This window comes from Rhizobium sp. NXC24, from assembly GCF_002944315.1.
GTDB lineage: Bacteria > Pseudomonadota > Alphaproteobacteria > Rhizobiales > Rhizobiaceae > Rhizobium.
Genome location: NZ_CP024311.1, coordinates 377,254 through 393,313, shown reverse-complemented (window position 1 = coordinate 393,313; position 16,060 = coordinate 377,254). Strand labels below are relative to the sequence as shown.

Below are 16,060 nucleotides of genomic sequence, written 5' to 3'. Positions count from 1 at the left end.
AAAGAACGAAGGGACGATTTCTACAATCGGAGCAAATATGAGACTTGTAGTATCGCTATCCCTTCTACTGAGCGCTGTTCTGGCCGGCTGCCAATCTATCGATGGCGGGGATAATCTGGAAAAAGGCGCTCCCTATCAATTAAGCGCCAAGGAAATTGCCGCGGTGGAAAAGGGTTTGCACGAGCAGCTTCCCTATGAGGGCGTGCTGATCTTCGGGCCGATGGCGGCTTCCAAGGATAGCAAGGGCTACGTCAGCGTCTGCGGCACCATCAGCTCCTTTGGCGGCCTGCACGGTGTCATGGACAAGCGGCCTTACGTCGGCATGATGGTCGACGTGAAACCACTTTTCGGCTTCGTGCCGACGGTCATCGCAGACGATAGCTCCACCGGACCGTCGGCAGTGATCCTAACCTGCCGCCGGATGGGCATCGCGATATAGCCCGCCTTGCGGCGAGCGGAGGGGTGGCGTCACGATTCCTAGAGGGCTGGCGCCCCTCAAGCCCGCTTCGCTTCGATCGCATCCCACAACAGGCTGGCGATGTCGGCGCCGCCGAAGCGCTTGACTTCGCGCAGGCCGGTCGGCGAGGTGACGTTGATCTCGGTCATATAGTCGCCGATGACGTCGATGCCGACGAGCAGGAAGCCGCGCGCTCTCAATGCCGGGCCGATGCGCTCGCAGATTTCCTTTTCGCGCGGCGTCAGTTCGGTCGCCTCGGCGCGGCCGCCGACATGCATGTTGGAGCGGCTGTCATGCTCGGCCGGCACACGGTTGATCGCGCCGACCGCCTCGCCGTCGACGAGGACGATGCGCTTGTCGCCCTTGCGCACGTCGGGCAGATATTGCTGAGCGATGAAGGGCTCACGGAAGAGCTGGCCGAACATTTCGAGCAGAGAGGATAGATTGCGGTCGTCCCGCGTCGAATGAAAGACGCCGGCGCCGCCATTGCCGTAAAGCGGCTTCAGGATGATATCGCCCATCTCCTCGCGGAAGCGGCGAATTTCGGCAGGATCGCGCGTGATCAGCGTCTTCGGCATCAGGTCGGCGAATTCGGTGACGAAGATCTTTTCCGGCGAATTGCGCACCCAGGCCGGATCATTGACGACGAGCGTCTTGGGGTGGATGCGCTCCAGCAGATGCGTCGAGGTGATATAGGCCATGTCGAAGGGCGGGTCCTGGCGCAGCAGCACCACGTCCATGGTCGAGAGATCGACGCGCTCCGGCTCGCCGAGCTCGAAGTGATCGCCCTTGACGTCGCGAAGGATCATCGGCTCAACCGTCGCGTAGACATTGCCGTCACGCATGCTGAGGCGCTCGGGCGTGTAATGGAAGAGCTTGTAGCCGCGGGTCTGGGCTTCCAGGCTCATGGCGAAGGTCGAGTCACCCGCAATGTTGATGCTCTTCACATGGTCCATCTGGACCGCAACATTCTTGATACCAGCCATAGTCAGCCCTCGCTCGAATTTGCGGACAGATGTAGGTCGGCCCGCATCCAAACGCAACGGCTATTCAAGGGCTTCCGTCAGAGACGTCTTTCGTCTGGGCTGGCCGCGCTCAGGCGGCAAGGCCCTGTGCGCCGCCCTGCCGGATGAAGTTGCGCAGGCGATAAGCCATGGTCAAAGGCTTCGGGAATGGCTTGCGGCAGAAGGCGACCTTGCGCAGATAGTGATCAATGCGCCATGTGGCCCAGGTTCCGCCGGCGAAATAGGCGACATCGCCCGCGCTGAGCGTGCGTTCGACGCCGTCTTCCGTCGTGATATGCACCTCGCCCTCAAGGATCATCACCGTTTCGTCCCAGCCGAAATACCAGCGAAACTCGCCTGCCGTGCAATCCCACAGCGCCGTCATCGCGGCATCATCCCGCCCACGCGAATGCTCGGCAATGCGCGCAACCGGATCGCCGGCCAGGATCCAGGACGGTTCGATCGGCGAGGGCTTCATTTCCATCTCATCGCTGGCGCCAGCCACGAAGCTCTTCGACTGCGGCAAGGCAACAACAACCGGGACCGCACGCGCGGCAAAGGCCGCCATGCTCGCCAACATTAATCTCAAAACCATGCAATCCCCCAATTCCAAGCGCGTCTCAGTTTCCATTGCACGGAAGAGGTAACGGCGCGGTTCATGAAATCTGGCGCATTTTAATGATTGCAGAGATCAGGCAGAAAAACCTTCGATTGTACAGACGACCATGTCATGATCGGATAGCGGCTTGCCCTCCTCATTGAGGGAGGAAACAAGGTGGCTTTCGCCGATCTTCAAACCGCGGGTGATGAACCAATCGAGCTTCATGGTGCGATCGGGAAAACGCGTGATCAGGCTCGGGCGCGTGCTCGTCTGATCCAGCGGGCCACCATGGCATTCAAAGCCGCGGCCTTCGGCCGTGGCGAACAGGGTATCGGTCGAGAAATCACCGCCGGTGTGATTGCCGGTATTGAGATCGCCGCCGATCAGGATCGGAAGACCGGGCGCGAAGGCCTCGACAGCGTCGATCAACGCCGCCATCTGCCGCTCGCGATAGGCAGCGGTCGCGACACTTTCGAGATGGACCGACACGGCAACGAGGGGACCGGCCTCGGTCCCGACGATGGCGCCGACAGCACAGCGATCGCCGATGCGCGGCTGCTCATTTCCGTCGTTGAACCAGACGGCCTCGCCCGGCAGGCGGAAGAGGAAAGCATCCTTCAGGGCAACGGAGGACATCAGGGCGTTGCCGTGAAAGCCCTTCTCGTTGAAATCGTCGCGGCAGAAGGAACGCTCGATTTCCGAGCCGAGGCTGAGTTCCAGGAATTCCACGCCATAAGCATAATTCATGCCGAGTTCGCCGGCGACGATCGCGGTCGGGTCATTCTGTTCGGTGCGCGCCATGCCCTCGTCCATCTCGGAGAGCAGGATCAGCGGCGCTTTGGTCGCCTTCAGCTTGGCGGCGGATTCGAGGGGGAAAAGGCAGCGCTCCAAATTCCATGCAGCCACCGTGAAGGGGAAAGCAAGCGGCCGATCCTCGCCAGTCACGCCACCAACGCGCACCGTGTTCATACAGGCAAGCGACGCCAATGTTGCCGCGTGAATGTCAGGGGTCTTTTCCAACGAAATGAAGCCCTTGCGTTCCTCCTGCGAGGGAACGGCGAAGGCGGAAACGGTACTGCGGATCATCATAAGACCTGTCGAAATGGGTGAGGCGCGATGCCTGGAAGTGGGCTGAAGCGCGATAGCCCGGCAATAGTTGCGCTTTGTGACGTTGCCATGATGGCAGACGTTAAAAAGCATCCGGAAAATGGCGTGGCCAGCGGCCAGGCAGGATGGCAACGATATCGTAGCGCTGCGACAACAGCGCATAGTCTGGCTGGCGGGCAAGCCAGAGGTCGCTCGCAGCACGGATGCGCCTTTGCGCGGAAAAAGAGACGGCATCGATCGCCTCTTGTTCGCCGCGCCGGGCTTTGACCTCGACGAAGACGGCGAGATCGCCTTTGCGGGCGATGATGTCGATTTCGCCGAGCTTGGTACGATGGCGAATGGCGAGGATGCGGTAGCCCTTGAAGAACAGGAAAAGTGCTGCGGCATATTCCGAGACATGGCCGCGCCGCCACGCCTCCCGCCGCTTCAGCCTCTCGCCGGTCTCAGCCATGGCGCTCCTTCATATCGAGCAGTCGCTGGTAAAGCTCCTTGCGCGGCAGGCCGGTGATGCGGGCGGCTTCTGCCGCGGCCTTGGCGGTCGGCATGCTGCGGGCGAGATCCCCAAGAATGGCCTCGACATCCGCCTCCGCCGCAACACTTTCCGCCGGCGGGCCGACGAGCAGGACTATCTCGCCTTTCACATGCTCGACGGCCTCATAGAACACGGCAAGCTCGGTGAGCGTGCCGCGACGGAATTCCTCGAAGGTCTTGGTGAGTTCGCGGCAGACGGCCGCCTTGCGCTCGCCGCCAAGTACATCGGCGGCGGCGGCGAGCGTCGCGGCGATGCGATGGGGCGATTCAAAGAAGATGAGGGTAGCGGGAACGGCGGCGAGTTCGGCCAACCGGTCGCGGCGGCCCTTGTCCTTGGCGGGCAGGAAGCCAGCGAAGAAAAAGGCGTCGTTGGGCAGGCCGGAGCCGACCAGCGCGGCGAGCGGCGCGGAGGCCCCGGGGATCGGCACGACACGGTAGCCCGCCTCGATCGCCTGCAGCGCCAGCCGATAGCCGGGATCGGAGACCAAGGGCGTGCCGGCATCGGACACCAGCGCCACCGAGCGGCCGGCTTCCAGCGCCTGCAGCAGCCGCGGTCCTGCCTCGTCGGCATTGTGCTCATGATAGGCGAAGGGGCGGTTCTGTATTCCGTAACGGTCGAGCAGCACGCGGGTGACGCGCGTATCCTCGCAAGCGAGAACATCGGCACCGGCCAGCGTTTCCAGCGCCCGCAGCGTGATGTCGCCGAGATTGCCGATCGGCGTGGCGACAAGATAAAGCGCGGGCTCCAGCGGACGGGCAGGAACCGTGGTATTGTGCAGGCGGAAGCTGCGCGCTCCGCCGCTTGTGTGTTCGTCGCTCATGCCGACCCTGAATTCGCCTCGGATTCATCGTCTTTATGGGCGAGGTATGGCCTGACGGCAAGAGCGGCGCAAATCCTGTGAGCATTGTCGGCCAAATACCGAAATGAGGTGCAGCATACCCGGATGCCTCTTGCATTCGCATGCTGAGTTCTGTCATTTTGCCCGTCCAATCTCGGGCCTTGTCCGAAAAAGCATCCTTCGGGCGCCTGTGGCTGCCCGGGAGTAACGGTCGAAAGCGGTAGCATCATGCGTATTACAATTGAGCGGTCGAACCTCCTGAAATCGCTGAACCACGTGCATCGCGTGGTCGAGCGTCGCAACACGATCCCGATCCTGTCCAACGTGCTGCTCAAGGCCGAGGGCACAAGCCTCGACATGAAGGCGACCGACCTCGATCTCGAAATCACCGAGGCGACGCCCGCCAATGTCGAAAAGGCCGGCGCCACCACCGTACCGGCGCATCTGCTCTACGACATCGTGCGCAAGCTGCCGGACGGTTCGGAAGTGCTTCTCGCCACCAATCCTGACGGCAGCTCGATGACGGTTGCCTCGGGCCGCTCGAAATTCTCGCTACAGTGCCTGCCGGAATCGGACTTTCCGGACCTGACCGCCGGGAGCTTCAGCCATTCCTTCAAACTGAAGGCGTCGGACCTGAAGATGCTGATCGACCGGACGCAGTTTGCGATTTCGACCGAAGAGACGCGTTATTATCTGAACGGCATCTTCTTCCACACGATCGAAAGCAAGGGCGACCTGAAGCTGAGAGCGGTGGCGACCGATGGTCACCGTCTCGCCCGCGCCGATGTCGACGCCCCTGCGGGTTCGGAAGGCATGCCGGGCATCATCATCCCGCGCAAAACGGTCGGCGAATTGCAAAAGCTGGTCGACAGCCCCGATGTTGTCGTCACCGTCGAAGTGTCCGATGCGAAGATCCGCCTGACGATCGGCTCGATCGTCATGACCTCGAAGCTGATCGACGGCACCTTCCCCGATTATCAGCGCGTTATCCCCACCAGCAACGACAAGGAAATGCGGGTCGATTGCCAAAGCTTTGCCCAGGCGGTCGACCGCGTCTCGACCATTTCGTCGGAGCGCGGCCGCGCCGTGAAGCTGGCACTGTCGGACGGCCAGCTCCTGTTGACGGTCAATAACCCCGACTCCGGAAGCGCGACCGAAGAAGTCGCCGTCGGCTACGACATGGACGCGATGGAAATCGGCTTCAACGCCAAATATCTGCTCGACATCACCGCGCAATTGTCCGGCGATGCGGCGATCTTCCTGCTTGCCGATGCTGGCTCGCCGACGCTGATCCGCGACACGGCCGGCGACGATGCTCTCTATGTCCTGATGCCGATGCGCGTCTAGCGAAACCGAAGCGCCCTTCATGCGTTCTTCGGAACGACAGAGGGGCGCTTTTCTTTGAGCCTGTGCAGCTTGCGACATTTTCTCTTTGTATTGCGCCATGGCATTGCAAGATGAGAGATAAACGATATGTAAGCCGTAACTGTTAAATCTGGTGGGGGGAGAGCATGGCGCTGCGTCTCAAGGAACGGCTGGGCAAGAAGTTCGACGAAGAAATCCGTTTCTTCAAAGGCATGATGCAGGGTCCGAAAACGGTCGGTTCCATCGTTCCGACCTCCTCGATTACCGCCCGCAAGATGGCGAGCGTCGTCAATATCCATTCCGGCCTGCCGGTGCTAGAGCTCGGCCCCGGCACGGGTGCGATCACCAAGGCGATCCTGGCGCGCGGCGTCGAACCGGAAAATCTCGTCGCCGTCGAATATTCCACCGACTTCTATAATCATCTCGTCCGTCTTTATCCCGGCGTCCATTTCATCAATGGCGACGCCTTCGATCTCGACAAGACGCTTGGGGTGTTGCGCGGCCAGACCTTCGATTCCATCGTCTCGGGCATTCCGCTGCTGAACTTTCCCACGAAGGCGCGCGTCGCTCTGCTCGAAAGCCTGCTGGACCGCATCCCACCCGGCAGACCTGTGGTGCAGATCTCCTACGGACCGGTCTCGCCGATCATTGCCCGGCCGGATCGCTATCATATCCGCCACTATGATTTCATCGTCCGCAATATTCCGCCGGCCCAGCTCTGGGTTTATAGCCGGGGCTGAGGCTATCCAGGAAGAGTCATCTTGCCACCGCGTTTCGGCTGGACATATTCTTGTTCCGAGACCCTTCAGTATGGAATCCTGCTCCGATGTTCGCTCTCTATATTACGCACCCGCAGGTGCGCATCGATCCCTCTGTGCCGGTTCCGGACTGGGGTCTTTCCGATATCGGCGCGGAACGCGCCAGACTGACGGCCACCCGCGCATGGGCGCGTGAGCTCGGCCTGATCGTTTCCAGCGGCGAGCGCAAGGCGATCGAGACAGCCGAAATCCTGGCGACGGCCAGCGGCGCGACGATCGAGATTATCGAAGCCATGCATGAGAACGACCGCAGCGCCACGGGCTTCCTGGCCCCGCCCGAATTCGAGAAGGCGGCCGACTGGTTCTTCGCCCATCCGCATGAAAGCTTCAAAGGCTGGGAACGCGCGATCGATGCGCAGGTGCGGATCGTCTCCCAGGTGGAGGCCGTTCTTTCTCGGCACGACCCGCGCACGCCGATCGCCTTTGTCGGCCATGGTGGCGTCGGTACGCTGCTAAAATGCCATCTCGAGGGCAAGCCTATCGCGCGCCAGGGCGATCAGCCGCCCGGCGGCGGCAATCTTTTCTGTTTCGACCTTGCGAAGCGCGCCGTCTCATGCGACTGGACGCCTATGGAAGATTGGCAGGGGTGGAGTTGAGATGACCGCACGCGACCGCTTGATCGTTGGACTGGATGTTCCAAACCTTCAGGAGGCCGAAAAGGTCGTCACGGCGCTCGGCGACGATATTCTCTTCTACAAGATCGGCTATCAGCTTGCCTTTGCCGGCGGCCTGGAATTTGCACGCGACCTTGCCGCCAGCGGCAAGAAGATCTTCCTCGACATGAAACTGCTCGATATCGACAACACGGTTGCGTCCGGCGTTGAGAACATCGTCAAAATGGGCATGTCGATGCTGACGCTGCATGCCTATCCGAAGGCAATGCGCGCCGCCGTTGCCGCAGCCAAGGGTTCCGATCTCTGCCTGCTCGGCGTCACCGTGCTGACCTCGATGGACGAAGAGGATCTCATCGCTGCCGGATACGAATATGACCCGCATACGCTGGTGCTGCGCCGCGCCGAACAGGCGCTCCTCGCCGGCATGGGCGGCATCGTATGCTCGGCCGAAGAATCTGCCGCCGTGCGCAAGATCATCGGTCCGGACATGGCGCTGGTGACCCCCGGCATCCGCCCGACCGGCAGCGACAAGGGCGACCAGAAGCGCGTGATGACGCCGACCGAGGCCATCAAGGCCGGATCGAGCCATCTCGTCGTCGCCCGGCCGATCGTCAAGGCGGCCGACCCGAAGGAAGCTGCCCGCGCCATCCTCGCGGAGATGGACGCCGCGCTCTAAATTGCAGGAAACAGGGAGACCGGACATGGCAAAGGGATATTGGATCGCACGCGTGGATGTACGCGACCCTGAGCGCTACAAGGACTACGTTGCCGCCGCCAAGCCGGCTTTCGAGAAATACGGCGCGAATTTCCTCGCCCGCGGCGGCGCTTTCACGCCACTGGAAGGCCAGGCGCGCGGCCGCAATGTCGTCATCGAATTCCCGTCGCTGCAGCATGCTGTCGATTGCTACAACTCGCCGGAATATCAGATCGCCGCCAAGATTCGTCATGAAGTCGCGGACGCCGAAATGGTGGTCGTCGAAGGCATCTAACGCTTTTAAAAAGCAGCCGGAACATGCGGTGTGATAGCACTTCACCTCGGCCCTCGGATCGGTTAAGACGAAACCAGATCAGCCCTATTTAAGCCTTTCGAGGAGCCTGCCATGACCCTGTCCAACCTTCCACCGCTCGTGACCGTGTTCGGGGGATCGGGCTTCATTGGGCGGCATGTCGTCCGCGTGCTCGCCAAGCGCGGCTATCGCATCCGCGTCGCCGTGCGCCGCCCCGATCTCGCCGGTTTTCTGCAGCCGCTCGGCAATCTCGGCCAAATCTCGATCGTCCAGGCGAACCTGCGTTACCGCAACTCCATCGATCGCGCCGTCGAAGGCGCACAGCATGTGGTCAATTGCGTCGGCATCCTCGCCGAAAGCGGCCGCAATAAATTCGATGCCGTGCAGGAATTCGGCGCCAAGGCAATCGCGGAAGCTGCACGCGGCGCCGGCGCTTCGCTGACGCATATTTCCGCCATCGGCGCCAATGCCAATTCGCCTTCCGCCTATGCCCGCACCAAGGCTCGCGCTGAAGCCGGCATCCTGTCGATCAAGCCCGATGCCGTCATCCTGCGGCCATCGATCGTCTTCGGTCCGGAAGACAGCTTCTTCAACAAATTCGCCGATATGTCGCGCACCGCGCCCTTCCTGCCGCTCATCGGCGGCGGCGAGACGAAGTTCCAGCCGGTCTATGTCGAGGATGTCGCCGAGGTAGTCGCCCGCGGCGTCGACGGCAAGCTGAAGGCCGGCACGATCTACGAGCTTGGCGGTCCGGAGGTGCTTTCTTTCCGCGAATGTCTCGAAACGACGCTTGCCGTTATCAACCGGAAGAAGTCGCTGGTCTCCATCCCCTTCGGCCTCGCTTCGCTCATCGGCTCGGCTGCTTCGCTGGTGCCGCTCATCACGCCGCCGATCACGCCCGATCAGGTTCGCCTGCTGAAGCACGACAATGTCGTCTCCAAGGAAGCCGAGGCGGAAGGCCGGACCCTGCAGGGTATCGGCCTGATGCCGACCCTGCTCGTCTCCGTGCTGCCGTCCTACCTGGTACGCTATCGCCCGCAGGGCCAGTTCACCGGCTCCGGCAAGGCCGCGTGACGCTTTGTAGCGATTCGGAAAAATTGAAGCGCCGTCTGGTTTATCCAGGCGGCGTTTTTGTTTCCTCTGGCTGCGTTTTCGGCACCGGGAGAGCTAGCTTTGCCGTCTTGATTCACAGCTTGGCGTTGCTCAAAAGACGCACACTGAAAATAGTAGCATTAACGTCAAATTTAACATGAACCTTTATTGCTATTCATCATTTCACTGACTAACACAACCGCGCGTCGCCAAGCCCGGCACGGGCCAATCGTGGCGCGTTTCACTTCTGCGGAAAGGCATTCTTCGATGGGTAAGTCTATCGCGCTTTTGTTTGCGTGCGCGGCACTGGTGATCCTCGCTGGCTCGTTCGTGGCCCGCGGCAGCATCGCCTCGGTCAAGGGTGAATGCACGCCGACCTATGGCGTCGATCCCTGCACGACGGGTTCCATCGAGCCTTCATCCTCGAACTGATCGAGCATGAAAAAAGGCCGGTTCTCACCGGCCTTCGTTTTTCTCAAGATTTCACCCCCGGCGATCGGCCTCAGCCGACCGTATAAAGCCCGATCAGGCCGAGCACGCCAATGGCGATGCGCCACCAGGCGAAGGGGGCATAGCCGCGGCGCGAGACGAAGTCGAGCAGAGCCCGGACCACGAACAATGCCGATATGAAAGCGGTGAAGAAGCCGACGACGATCAGCAGGCCCTGGTCCGTGCTGAGGTCGTGACGGCTCTTCCACAAATCCAGCGCGAAGGCGCCAGCCATGGTCGGCATGGCAAGGAAGAAAGAGAATTCCGCGGCCGAGCGCTTGTCGGCGCCAAGCAAGAGGGCGCCAACGATGGTGGAGCCGGAACGCGATGTTCCCGGGATCATTGCCAGACATTGGAAGAAGCCGATCTTGATCGCCATCGGCCAGGAAAACTCATAGGCGCTGGTATATTTGGGTTTGAACTCGATCTTGTCGATCGCCAGCAGAACGATGCCACCAAGAATCAGCGAGATACAGATAACCTTCGGCGAATCGAACAGCACCGTCTTGATGAAATCATGCGCGATCGCGCCGATCACGGCAGCCGGGAGGAAGCCGAAAAGGACCGCCAGCACGAAATGGCGAGCCTTGACGCTGACCGGCAGCGCCTTTGCGATTTGAACGAGACGATTGAAATAGACGAGCAAGATGGCGAGGATAGCACCGAGCTGGATCAGAACGTCGAAAGTGGCAGCTTCATCAAAACCGAGGAAATGTCCGATCAATATCAAATGGCCCGTGGAGGATACGGGAATGAACTCCGTCAGGCCTTCCACAAGGCCCAAAAACAACGCGATAACAATTTGTTCAGCCATATTGTGTCCTTTGTCAAAGAGCGGGGTGGCCCGATTCGCTTGTAATAGCTAGGCCAAACTCCTATAGCTTCAACCGATGACGTATGACTAGGGCCGCAAGATGGTGGGCCCGAGACTCTTATAAGCATCAACTGCAAAAGCCCGAGTATCAATGCCGACGCTGTATCATCATTCCATGTCATCTCCGTCACGGTTCGTCCGTCTGATTCTGACCGAATACGGCTATCAGACGGAGTTGATCGAGGAACAGACGTGGGAAAAACGGCGCGATTTCCTGGCGCTCAATCCGGCCGGCACCCTGCCGGTCTATGTCGACGACAGCATGCGGGCGCTCTGCGGCGCGACCGTGATCTCCGAATATCTCGACGAGACGCATGGCGTTTTGAAGCGAGACCGCCGGCTTCTGGCCGAAGACCCGTTCCAGCGCGCCGAAATCCGCCGGCTGACGGAGTGGTTCATGCAGAAGATGGAACAGGACGTGACGCGGCCTCTGGTGCGCGAACGGGTCTACAAGTTGCAGATGACTGCCGACCAGGGCGGCGGCGCTCCCGATTCCAAGGTGATGCGCATGGCTCGCGGCAACATCCGCCAACACATGAAGTATCTCTCCTGGCTTGCGGGTTCCCGCCAATGGCTCGCCGGCGATCGACTGAGCTATGCGGATCTCGCTGCTGCCGCCTCGGTTTCCGTTCTCGATTACCTCGGCGAGATCGACTGGATGGAATCACCCGTTGCCAAGGAATGGTATCAGCGGCTGAAATCGCGCCCGTCGTTCCGGCCGATCCTGGCGGAACGCGTGCGCGGCATCACGCCTGTATCGCACTACGCCGATCTGGATTTCTGACGAGGGCTGCATATGCCCGAAGACCGTGCCATAGATAAAGAAAGCAAGCGACGGCATAGGCTAACGGCCTTTCTTCGCGACGAAGCGCGGGCGCAGGGTTTCGATCTCTGTCGCATCACCCGGCCGGACGCCATTCCCGACGCGGGGATCAGGCTCAACCAATTCCTTGAACAAGGCTACCACGGCACCATGGCGTGGATGGAGGAAACGCGCGAACGTCGCGCTGATCCGCACATGCTCTGGGGCGATGTCCGCTCCATCGCGGTCTTCGGCCTCAACTACGGTCCCGAGGAAGACCCGCGCGGCATTCTGCAGAAGCCCGATAAAGCGGCCTTTTCCGTCTATGCCCGCAACCGCGACTATCACGACATCATCAAGGGCCGGCTGAAGGAGATCGCCACCCGCTTTGCGGCGCGATCGCAGGAGGACGTCAAGGTCTTCGTCGACACGGCGCCGGTCATGGAAAAGCCGCTGGCTGCCGCAGCGGGCCTCGGCTGGCAAGGCAAGCATACCAATCTCGTCAGCCGGACGCACGGTTCCTGGCTGTTTCTCGGCTCGATGTTCACAACGGCCGATCTCGAACCGGATCGGCCCGAGATCGATCACTGCGGCTCCTGCCGCGCCTGTCTCGACGTCTGCCCGACGGCCGCATTCCCGGCCCCCTATCAACTCGATGCGCGCCGCTGTATCTCCTACCTGACCATCGAGCATAAGGGGCCGATCGATCCGCAGCTTCGGCCGTTGATCGGCAACCGCATCTATGGCTGCGACGACTGTCTCGCCGCCTGTCCCTGGAACAAATTCGCCAGTGCGGCCGCCGAGATGAAGCTGGTCGCTCGCGACGACCTCAGGGAGCCGTCGATCGCCTTTCTGCTCGATCTCGACGATGCCGCCTTTCGCGCCTTCTTCAGCGGCTCGCCGCTCAAGCGCATCGGCCGCGATCGCTTCATTCGCAATGTGCTGATCGCCGCCGGCAATTCCGGGGATCGAGGCTTGATCGCGGCGTGCGGTGGCCTGTCGGACGATCCCTCGGCCGTCGTGCGCGGCATGGCCGTCTGGGCGCTGTCGCGGTTGATGACGGCTGGCGAGTTCCGCACTTTTGCGGCAGAAAGAGGTGACGAACCGGACGCGGATGTCCGCGCGGAGTGGATACTGGCGGGAGTTGCGTGATGCATGTGATGATTTTCGGCTGCGGCTATTCGGGAACGGCTATCGCCAAGGCCTTCGCCGGCCCGGGCATTCGGATCACCGGCACGACTCGTTCGCCCGAAAAGACCGGCCCTCTTGGCGAGCAAGGCATCGAAGCTTTCGTCTTCGACGGAGAGACATTCGATCCCGCATTGAGCGAGGTGATGAAATCCGCCACGCATCTCGTCCAGTCGATCGCGCCCGGCAAGTCGGGTGATCCGCTGCTGCGGCTGGCGCATCTGAATATCCGCGCGCTCATGCCGAAGCTCGAATGGGTTTGCTATCTTTCCACCGTCGGCGTCTATGGCGACCACAAGGGCGCCTGGGTCAGCGAGGAAACGCCGCTGCATCCGGTTTCCGACCGCTCGGTTGAACGCGTCGAAGCGGAGGATGGCTGGCACCGCGTCGGAATCAGGCTCGGTATTCCGGTTGCCGTGCTCCGGCTTGCCGGCATCTATGGTCCGGGCCGCAACACCTTCTGCAATCTGGAAAAGGGAACGGCACGGCGGCTGATCAAGGCGAACCAGGTGTTCAACCGCATCCGCGTCGAGGACATCGGCGCCTGCGCCAAGTTCCTTTCCGATCGCAAACTGGGCGGCATTTATAATGTCACCGATAACGAGCCCGGTCCGCCGCAGGACGTCATCGTCGAGGCCGCCCGTCTGATGGGTGTCGAGCCGCCGCCGGAACAGGCTTTCGAAACGGCGGAGCTGACGCCGATGGCGCGTTCGTTCTATGGTGAGAACAAGCGGGTTTCGAACGCAAAACTGCGCGCGCTGGGCTTCCCATTCCGCTATCCGGACTATCGCATGTCGCTCGCCCAACTGTGGTCCTCGGGGCGCTGGCGCGGCTAAGGGAATTCGACCTCATCCCCCGGATCAATCGCACGAAAATTCCTACTAACCCATATTGGCTAGTTCAATTTGCTCCACATTTATGGTTAATGATCTCTGAAATTGCACAAATGCGGCAGCAAATAAGGCGAAGTCGGAAAATTATTTTTTCAAATTTCGTGATCTTCTGCATTGCAGCATCGATTTGGGAAAATTCGTTCGGTTTTTAACTGAATTTATTGTGTTTTTTCCATCAAACCTTAGTTTTAGCGATACTCGATATCACTCGTCATAAATCACAAATGTTACAGCCTGTAACATTCCGTGATATTAGCAGGCACTTTTTTGCCATTTTTCGCCCGATTTAAGCCCCCGCCGCTCACCAGGCGCAAGTTCAATTGTTTGAGGGAAAATCGGTTTGAAGAAAATCAATCGTTCTGTTGCGATCATCGCAACTATATCCGCCGCTTTTGCTATCCTCTCGACGGACGCATTTGCAGCAACGGGATGCGGGGGCGCATCATGGTACGGGGGAAGCTCCAAGACTGCTTCCGGGGAACGCATGAGTTCCTCCCATTTTACTGCCGCCCATCGCTCGCTTGCCTTTGGCACTCGCCTGAAGGTAACCAACCGCCACAATGGTCGTAGCGTCGTCGTTCGCATCAACGATCGCGGACCTTTCATTCGCGGACGCGTGCTCGATCTCTCTCGTGCTGCAGCGCAGGATATCGGCATGGTTGCCTCCGGCACAGCGAGTGTTTGCTACGACGTCGTCGCCTCGAAATAACCGGCAGATCCGCTGGGAACGACCCGGCGTTTTGGCCTGACGCTTGCTCTCTCCGTCAATCGCGGCTACCACGCGGTTGAGACGTCTCAATAATCTGCCGCCACGTGCTTATTTCGTGCGGATTGATGAGGTGTCAGTGACACTTTGGTGGTGCATGAGCCTTTCCGGTGATCCAGGTGATTTCGGAGCCATGCGCAAGCAGGAGAATAGTGAATGCGTCTGGGCGGCCGGCTGCAGGGGGCCATCGAAGTTCTTGCCGATATCGAAGCGCGCAAGCGACCAGTGGCCGACGCCCTGAAGGATTGGGGACTGGCCCATCGCTTCGCCGGCTCCGGCGACCGCGCCGCAATCGGCAACATCGTCTACGATGCTCTGCGCATGCGGCTGTCTCATGCCTGGCTGATGGGCGACGACAGTCCCTCCGCGCTTGCCCATGCCGTGCTCTTTCGCCAATGGGGCTTGACGCCCGAGATGCTGGCTGCCGAATTTGAAGGCGACAAATTTGCACCCGAGCCGCCCAGCGCCGAGGCGCTGGAAGCCTTTGCCGCCCGAAAGATCGAAGATGCGCCGCGCCATATCCAGGGCGACATTCCGGAATGGGTCGAGCATTCCTTCCAACAGGCTTTCGGCGATAGCTGGCTTGCCGAGGCCCAGGCATTGGCCGAGCGGCCGACACTCGATCTGCGGGCCAACGCGCTGAAGGCCAGCCGCGACAAGGCCGTGAAGGCACTGGAACGCGCCGGAGCGCATGCCTCGAAGATCGCCCGTTACGGTATCCGCATTCCCGCCGGCGAAGGCGCATCGCGCCTGCCGAATGTCACCGCCGAACTTTCCTTCCAGAAAGGCTGGTTCGAGGTGCAGGACGAAGGCTCGCAGATCGTTGCCGATCTCGTCCTGCCTGAAGAAGGCGACCAGGTGCTCGACTATTGCGCCGGCGGCGGCGGCAAGACGCTCGCCATGTCGGCGGCGATGCACAATAAGGGCCAGGTCCATGCCTATGATTCCGATCGGCGGCGGCTGGCACCGATCATCGAGCGATTGAAGCGCGCCGGCACGCGCAATGTTCAGGTGCATGACGAAAGAAACGGCCTGCTCCCTTTGCGCGGCAAATTCGACAAGGTACTGGTCGATGCCCCCTGCACCGGTACCGGCACCTGGCGCCGGCGCCCCGATACGAAGTGGCGGCTGACGCAGAAGAACCTCGACGAGCGCACCAGCCAGCAGCAGGAAGCGCTGGCTCAGGCCGGCGAATTCGTCCGCCCCGGCGGCCTGTTGCTTTATGTCACCTGTTCGGTCCTGCCGGAAGAAAATGAAACGCAGGTCAACCGCTTCGCAGCCAACAATCCGGACTTCGAAGTGGTCGAGGCGCTGAGCGCCTGGGAGAAACTGTTCGGAAAGGATGCGCCCAAGCCGCGCTCTTCCGATGGTAAGACCATTACCCTGACGCCGGCATCGACGGATACCGACGGCTTCTTCTTCTGCCGGCTGCGGCGGAAGGGATAGGCAAGGCTTATCCCGCTCGCGGCGCGTTTGCTGGTTCGGCGGAACGAGACGGCGCGACATCTGCCGCTTTTTCCAGGCAAATGCGCTGCTTTGCCAATGCTGGAACTATCACTTTCCCGTTTTAAAATCATTCCAAACTAGAGTGTTTGACACCAGTTTGTTTTTAA

The 16,060-nt window shown here is 60.7% G+C and carries 20 protein-coding genes; 13 read left to right on the top strand and 7 right to left on the bottom strand.

The window, feature by feature from the left end; all coding sequences use genetic code 11:
- Positions 1–37 precede the first annotated feature (37 nt).
- The gene (locus NXC24_RS01940) at positions 38–439 is read left to right on the top strand and encodes a hypothetical protein (protein ID WP_104821757.1); all 402 of its coding nucleotides are present in this window, start codon (positions 38–40) and stop codon (positions 437–439) included.
- Positions 440–495: 56 nt separating this feature from the next.
- Here NXC24_RS01940 and gshB read toward each other — a convergent pair whose 3' ends face one another.
- The 5 genes from gshB to rsmI all read right to left on the bottom strand — a co-directional run bounded on the left by gshB (position 496) and on the right by rsmI (position 4,521).
- On the bottom strand, positions 496–1,443 hold the full coding sequence (gene gshB / locus NXC24_RS01935) for a glutathione synthase (protein WP_104821756.1): 948 nt from the start codon (positions 1,441–1,443) through the stop codon (positions 496–498).
- 109 nt (positions 1,444–1,552) lie between these two features.
- Positions 1,553–2,056: a cupin domain-containing protein gene (locus NXC24_RS01930; protein WP_199773512.1), complete on the bottom strand. Its 504-nt coding sequence runs from the start codon at positions 2,054–2,056 to the stop codon at positions 1,553–1,555.
- A 96-nt stretch (positions 2,057–2,152) separates the two neighbouring features.
- Positions 2,153–3,148: an endonuclease/exonuclease/phosphatase family protein gene (locus tag NXC24_RS01925; RefSeq protein WP_104824961.1), complete on the bottom strand. Its 996-nt coding sequence runs from the start codon at positions 3,146–3,148 to the stop codon at positions 2,153–2,155.
- A 103-nt stretch (positions 3,149–3,251) separates the two neighbouring features.
- Positions 3,252–3,620 carry a YraN family protein gene (locus NXC24_RS01920; protein ID WP_104821755.1) on the bottom strand — a complete coding sequence of 123 codons (369 nt, stop codon included), beginning with the start codon at positions 3,618–3,620 and terminating at the stop codon, positions 3,252–3,254.
- Positions 3,613–4,521 carry a 16S rRNA (cytidine(1402)-2'-O)-methyltransferase gene (rsmI, locus tag NXC24_RS01915; RefSeq protein WP_104821754.1) on the bottom strand — a complete coding sequence of 303 codons (909 nt, stop codon included), beginning with the start codon at positions 4,519–4,521 and terminating at the stop codon, positions 3,613–3,615. Before rsmI ends, NXC24_RS01920 begins: the two co-directional genes overlap by 8 nt.
- A gap of 246 nt (positions 4,522–4,767) precedes the next feature.
- On the opposite strand from rsmI, the gene dnaN reads away from it, so the two are divergent.
- The 7 genes from dnaN to NXC24_RS35395 all read left to right on the top strand — a co-directional run bounded on the left by dnaN (position 4,768) and on the right by NXC24_RS35395 (position 9,867).
- The gene (dnaN, locus tag NXC24_RS01910; RefSeq protein WP_104821753.1) at positions 4,768–5,886 is read left to right on the top strand and encodes a DNA polymerase III subunit beta; all 1,119 of its coding nucleotides are present in this window, start codon (positions 4,768–4,770) and stop codon (positions 5,884–5,886) included.
- A gap of 164 nt (positions 5,887–6,050) precedes the next feature.
- Positions 6,051–6,644: a phospholipid N-methyltransferase PmtA gene (gene pmtA / locus NXC24_RS01905; RefSeq protein ID WP_104821752.1), complete on the top strand. Its 594-nt coding sequence runs from the start codon at positions 6,051–6,053 to the stop codon at positions 6,642–6,644.
- An 86-nt stretch (positions 6,645–6,730) separates the two neighbouring features.
- Entirely contained in the window at positions 6,731–7,318 is a 588-nt protein-coding gene (locus tag NXC24_RS01900) for a histidine phosphatase family protein (protein ID WP_104821751.1), read from the top strand.
- A gap of 1 nt (position 7,319) precedes the next feature.
- Positions 7,320–8,012: an orotidine-5'-phosphate decarboxylase gene (pyrF, locus tag NXC24_RS01895; RefSeq protein WP_104821750.1), complete on the top strand. Its 693-nt coding sequence runs from the start codon at positions 7,320–7,322 to the stop codon at positions 8,010–8,012.
- A gap of 25 nt (positions 8,013–8,037) precedes the next feature.
- On the top strand, positions 8,038–8,325 hold the full coding sequence (locus NXC24_RS01890; protein WP_104821749.1) for a DUF1330 domain-containing protein: 288 nt from the start codon (positions 8,038–8,040) through the stop codon (positions 8,323–8,325).
- A 111-nt stretch (positions 8,326–8,436) separates the two neighbouring features.
- Entirely contained in the window at positions 8,437–9,417 is a 981-nt protein-coding gene (locus tag NXC24_RS01885; RefSeq protein ID WP_104821748.1) for a complex I NDUFA9 subunit family protein, read from the top strand.
- 285 nt (positions 9,418–9,702) lie between these two features.
- On the top strand, positions 9,703–9,867 hold the full coding sequence (locus NXC24_RS35395; RefSeq protein ID WP_199773511.1) for a hypothetical protein: 165 nt from the start codon (positions 9,703–9,705) through the stop codon (positions 9,865–9,867).
- A gap of 70 nt (positions 9,868–9,937) precedes the next feature.
- On the opposite strand, the gene NXC24_RS01880 is transcribed toward NXC24_RS35395, so the two are convergent.
- Complete coding sequence (locus NXC24_RS01880) at positions 9,938–10,738, bottom strand: undecaprenyl-diphosphate phosphatase (RefSeq protein WP_104821747.1); 801 nt, start codon at positions 10,736–10,738, stop codon at positions 9,938–9,940.
- A 151-nt stretch (positions 10,739–10,889) separates the two neighbouring features.
- Here NXC24_RS01880 and NXC24_RS01875 point away from each other — a divergent pair, with 151 nt between their 5' ends.
- From NXC24_RS01875 to NXC24_RS01865, 3 genes are read left to right on the top strand one after another with little or no spacing between them, the layout of a single operon-like run.
- Positions 10,890–11,582, top strand: coding sequence for a glutathione S-transferase family protein (locus tag NXC24_RS01875; RefSeq protein ID WP_104821746.1), 693 nt, complete (start codon positions 10,890–10,892; stop codon positions 11,580–11,582).
- Between the two features lie 12 nt (positions 11,583–11,594).
- Positions 11,595–12,752, top strand: a complete 1,158-nt coding sequence (queG, locus tag NXC24_RS01870; RefSeq protein ID WP_104821745.1) for a tRNA epoxyqueuosine(34) reductase QueG — start codon at positions 11,595–11,597, stop codon at positions 12,750–12,752.
- Positions 12,752–13,624: an SDR family oxidoreductase gene (locus tag NXC24_RS01865; RefSeq protein ID WP_104821744.1), complete on the top strand. Its 873-nt coding sequence runs from the start codon at positions 12,752–12,754 to the stop codon at positions 13,622–13,624. Before queG ends, NXC24_RS01865 begins: the two co-directional genes overlap by 1 nt.
- 309 nt (positions 13,625–13,933) lie before the next feature.
- On the opposite strand, the gene NXC24_RS35650 is transcribed toward NXC24_RS01865, so the two are convergent.
- Complete coding sequence (locus NXC24_RS35650) at positions 13,934–14,167, bottom strand: hypothetical protein (RefSeq protein WP_245464004.1); 234 nt, start codon at positions 14,165–14,167, stop codon at positions 13,934–13,936.
- On the opposite strand from NXC24_RS35650, the gene NXC24_RS01860 reads away from it, so the two are divergent.
- Together NXC24_RS01860 and NXC24_RS01855 are read left to right on the top strand one after the other, a co-directional pair.
- The gene (locus NXC24_RS01860) at positions 14,061–14,390 is read left to right on the top strand and encodes a septal ring lytic transglycosylase RlpA family protein (RefSeq protein ID WP_245463961.1); all 330 of its coding nucleotides are present in this window, start codon (positions 14,061–14,063) and stop codon (positions 14,388–14,390) included. The two genes, NXC24_RS35650 and NXC24_RS01860, sit on opposite strands and share 107 nt — an antisense overlap.
- Positions 14,391–14,603: 213 nt before the next feature.
- A complete protein-coding gene (locus NXC24_RS01855) occupies positions 14,604–15,893 on the top strand; it encodes an RsmB/NOP family class I SAM-dependent RNA methyltransferase (RefSeq protein ID WP_104821742.1) in 1,290 nt (429 codons plus the stop codon).
- Positions 15,894–16,060 lie beyond the last annotated feature (167 nt).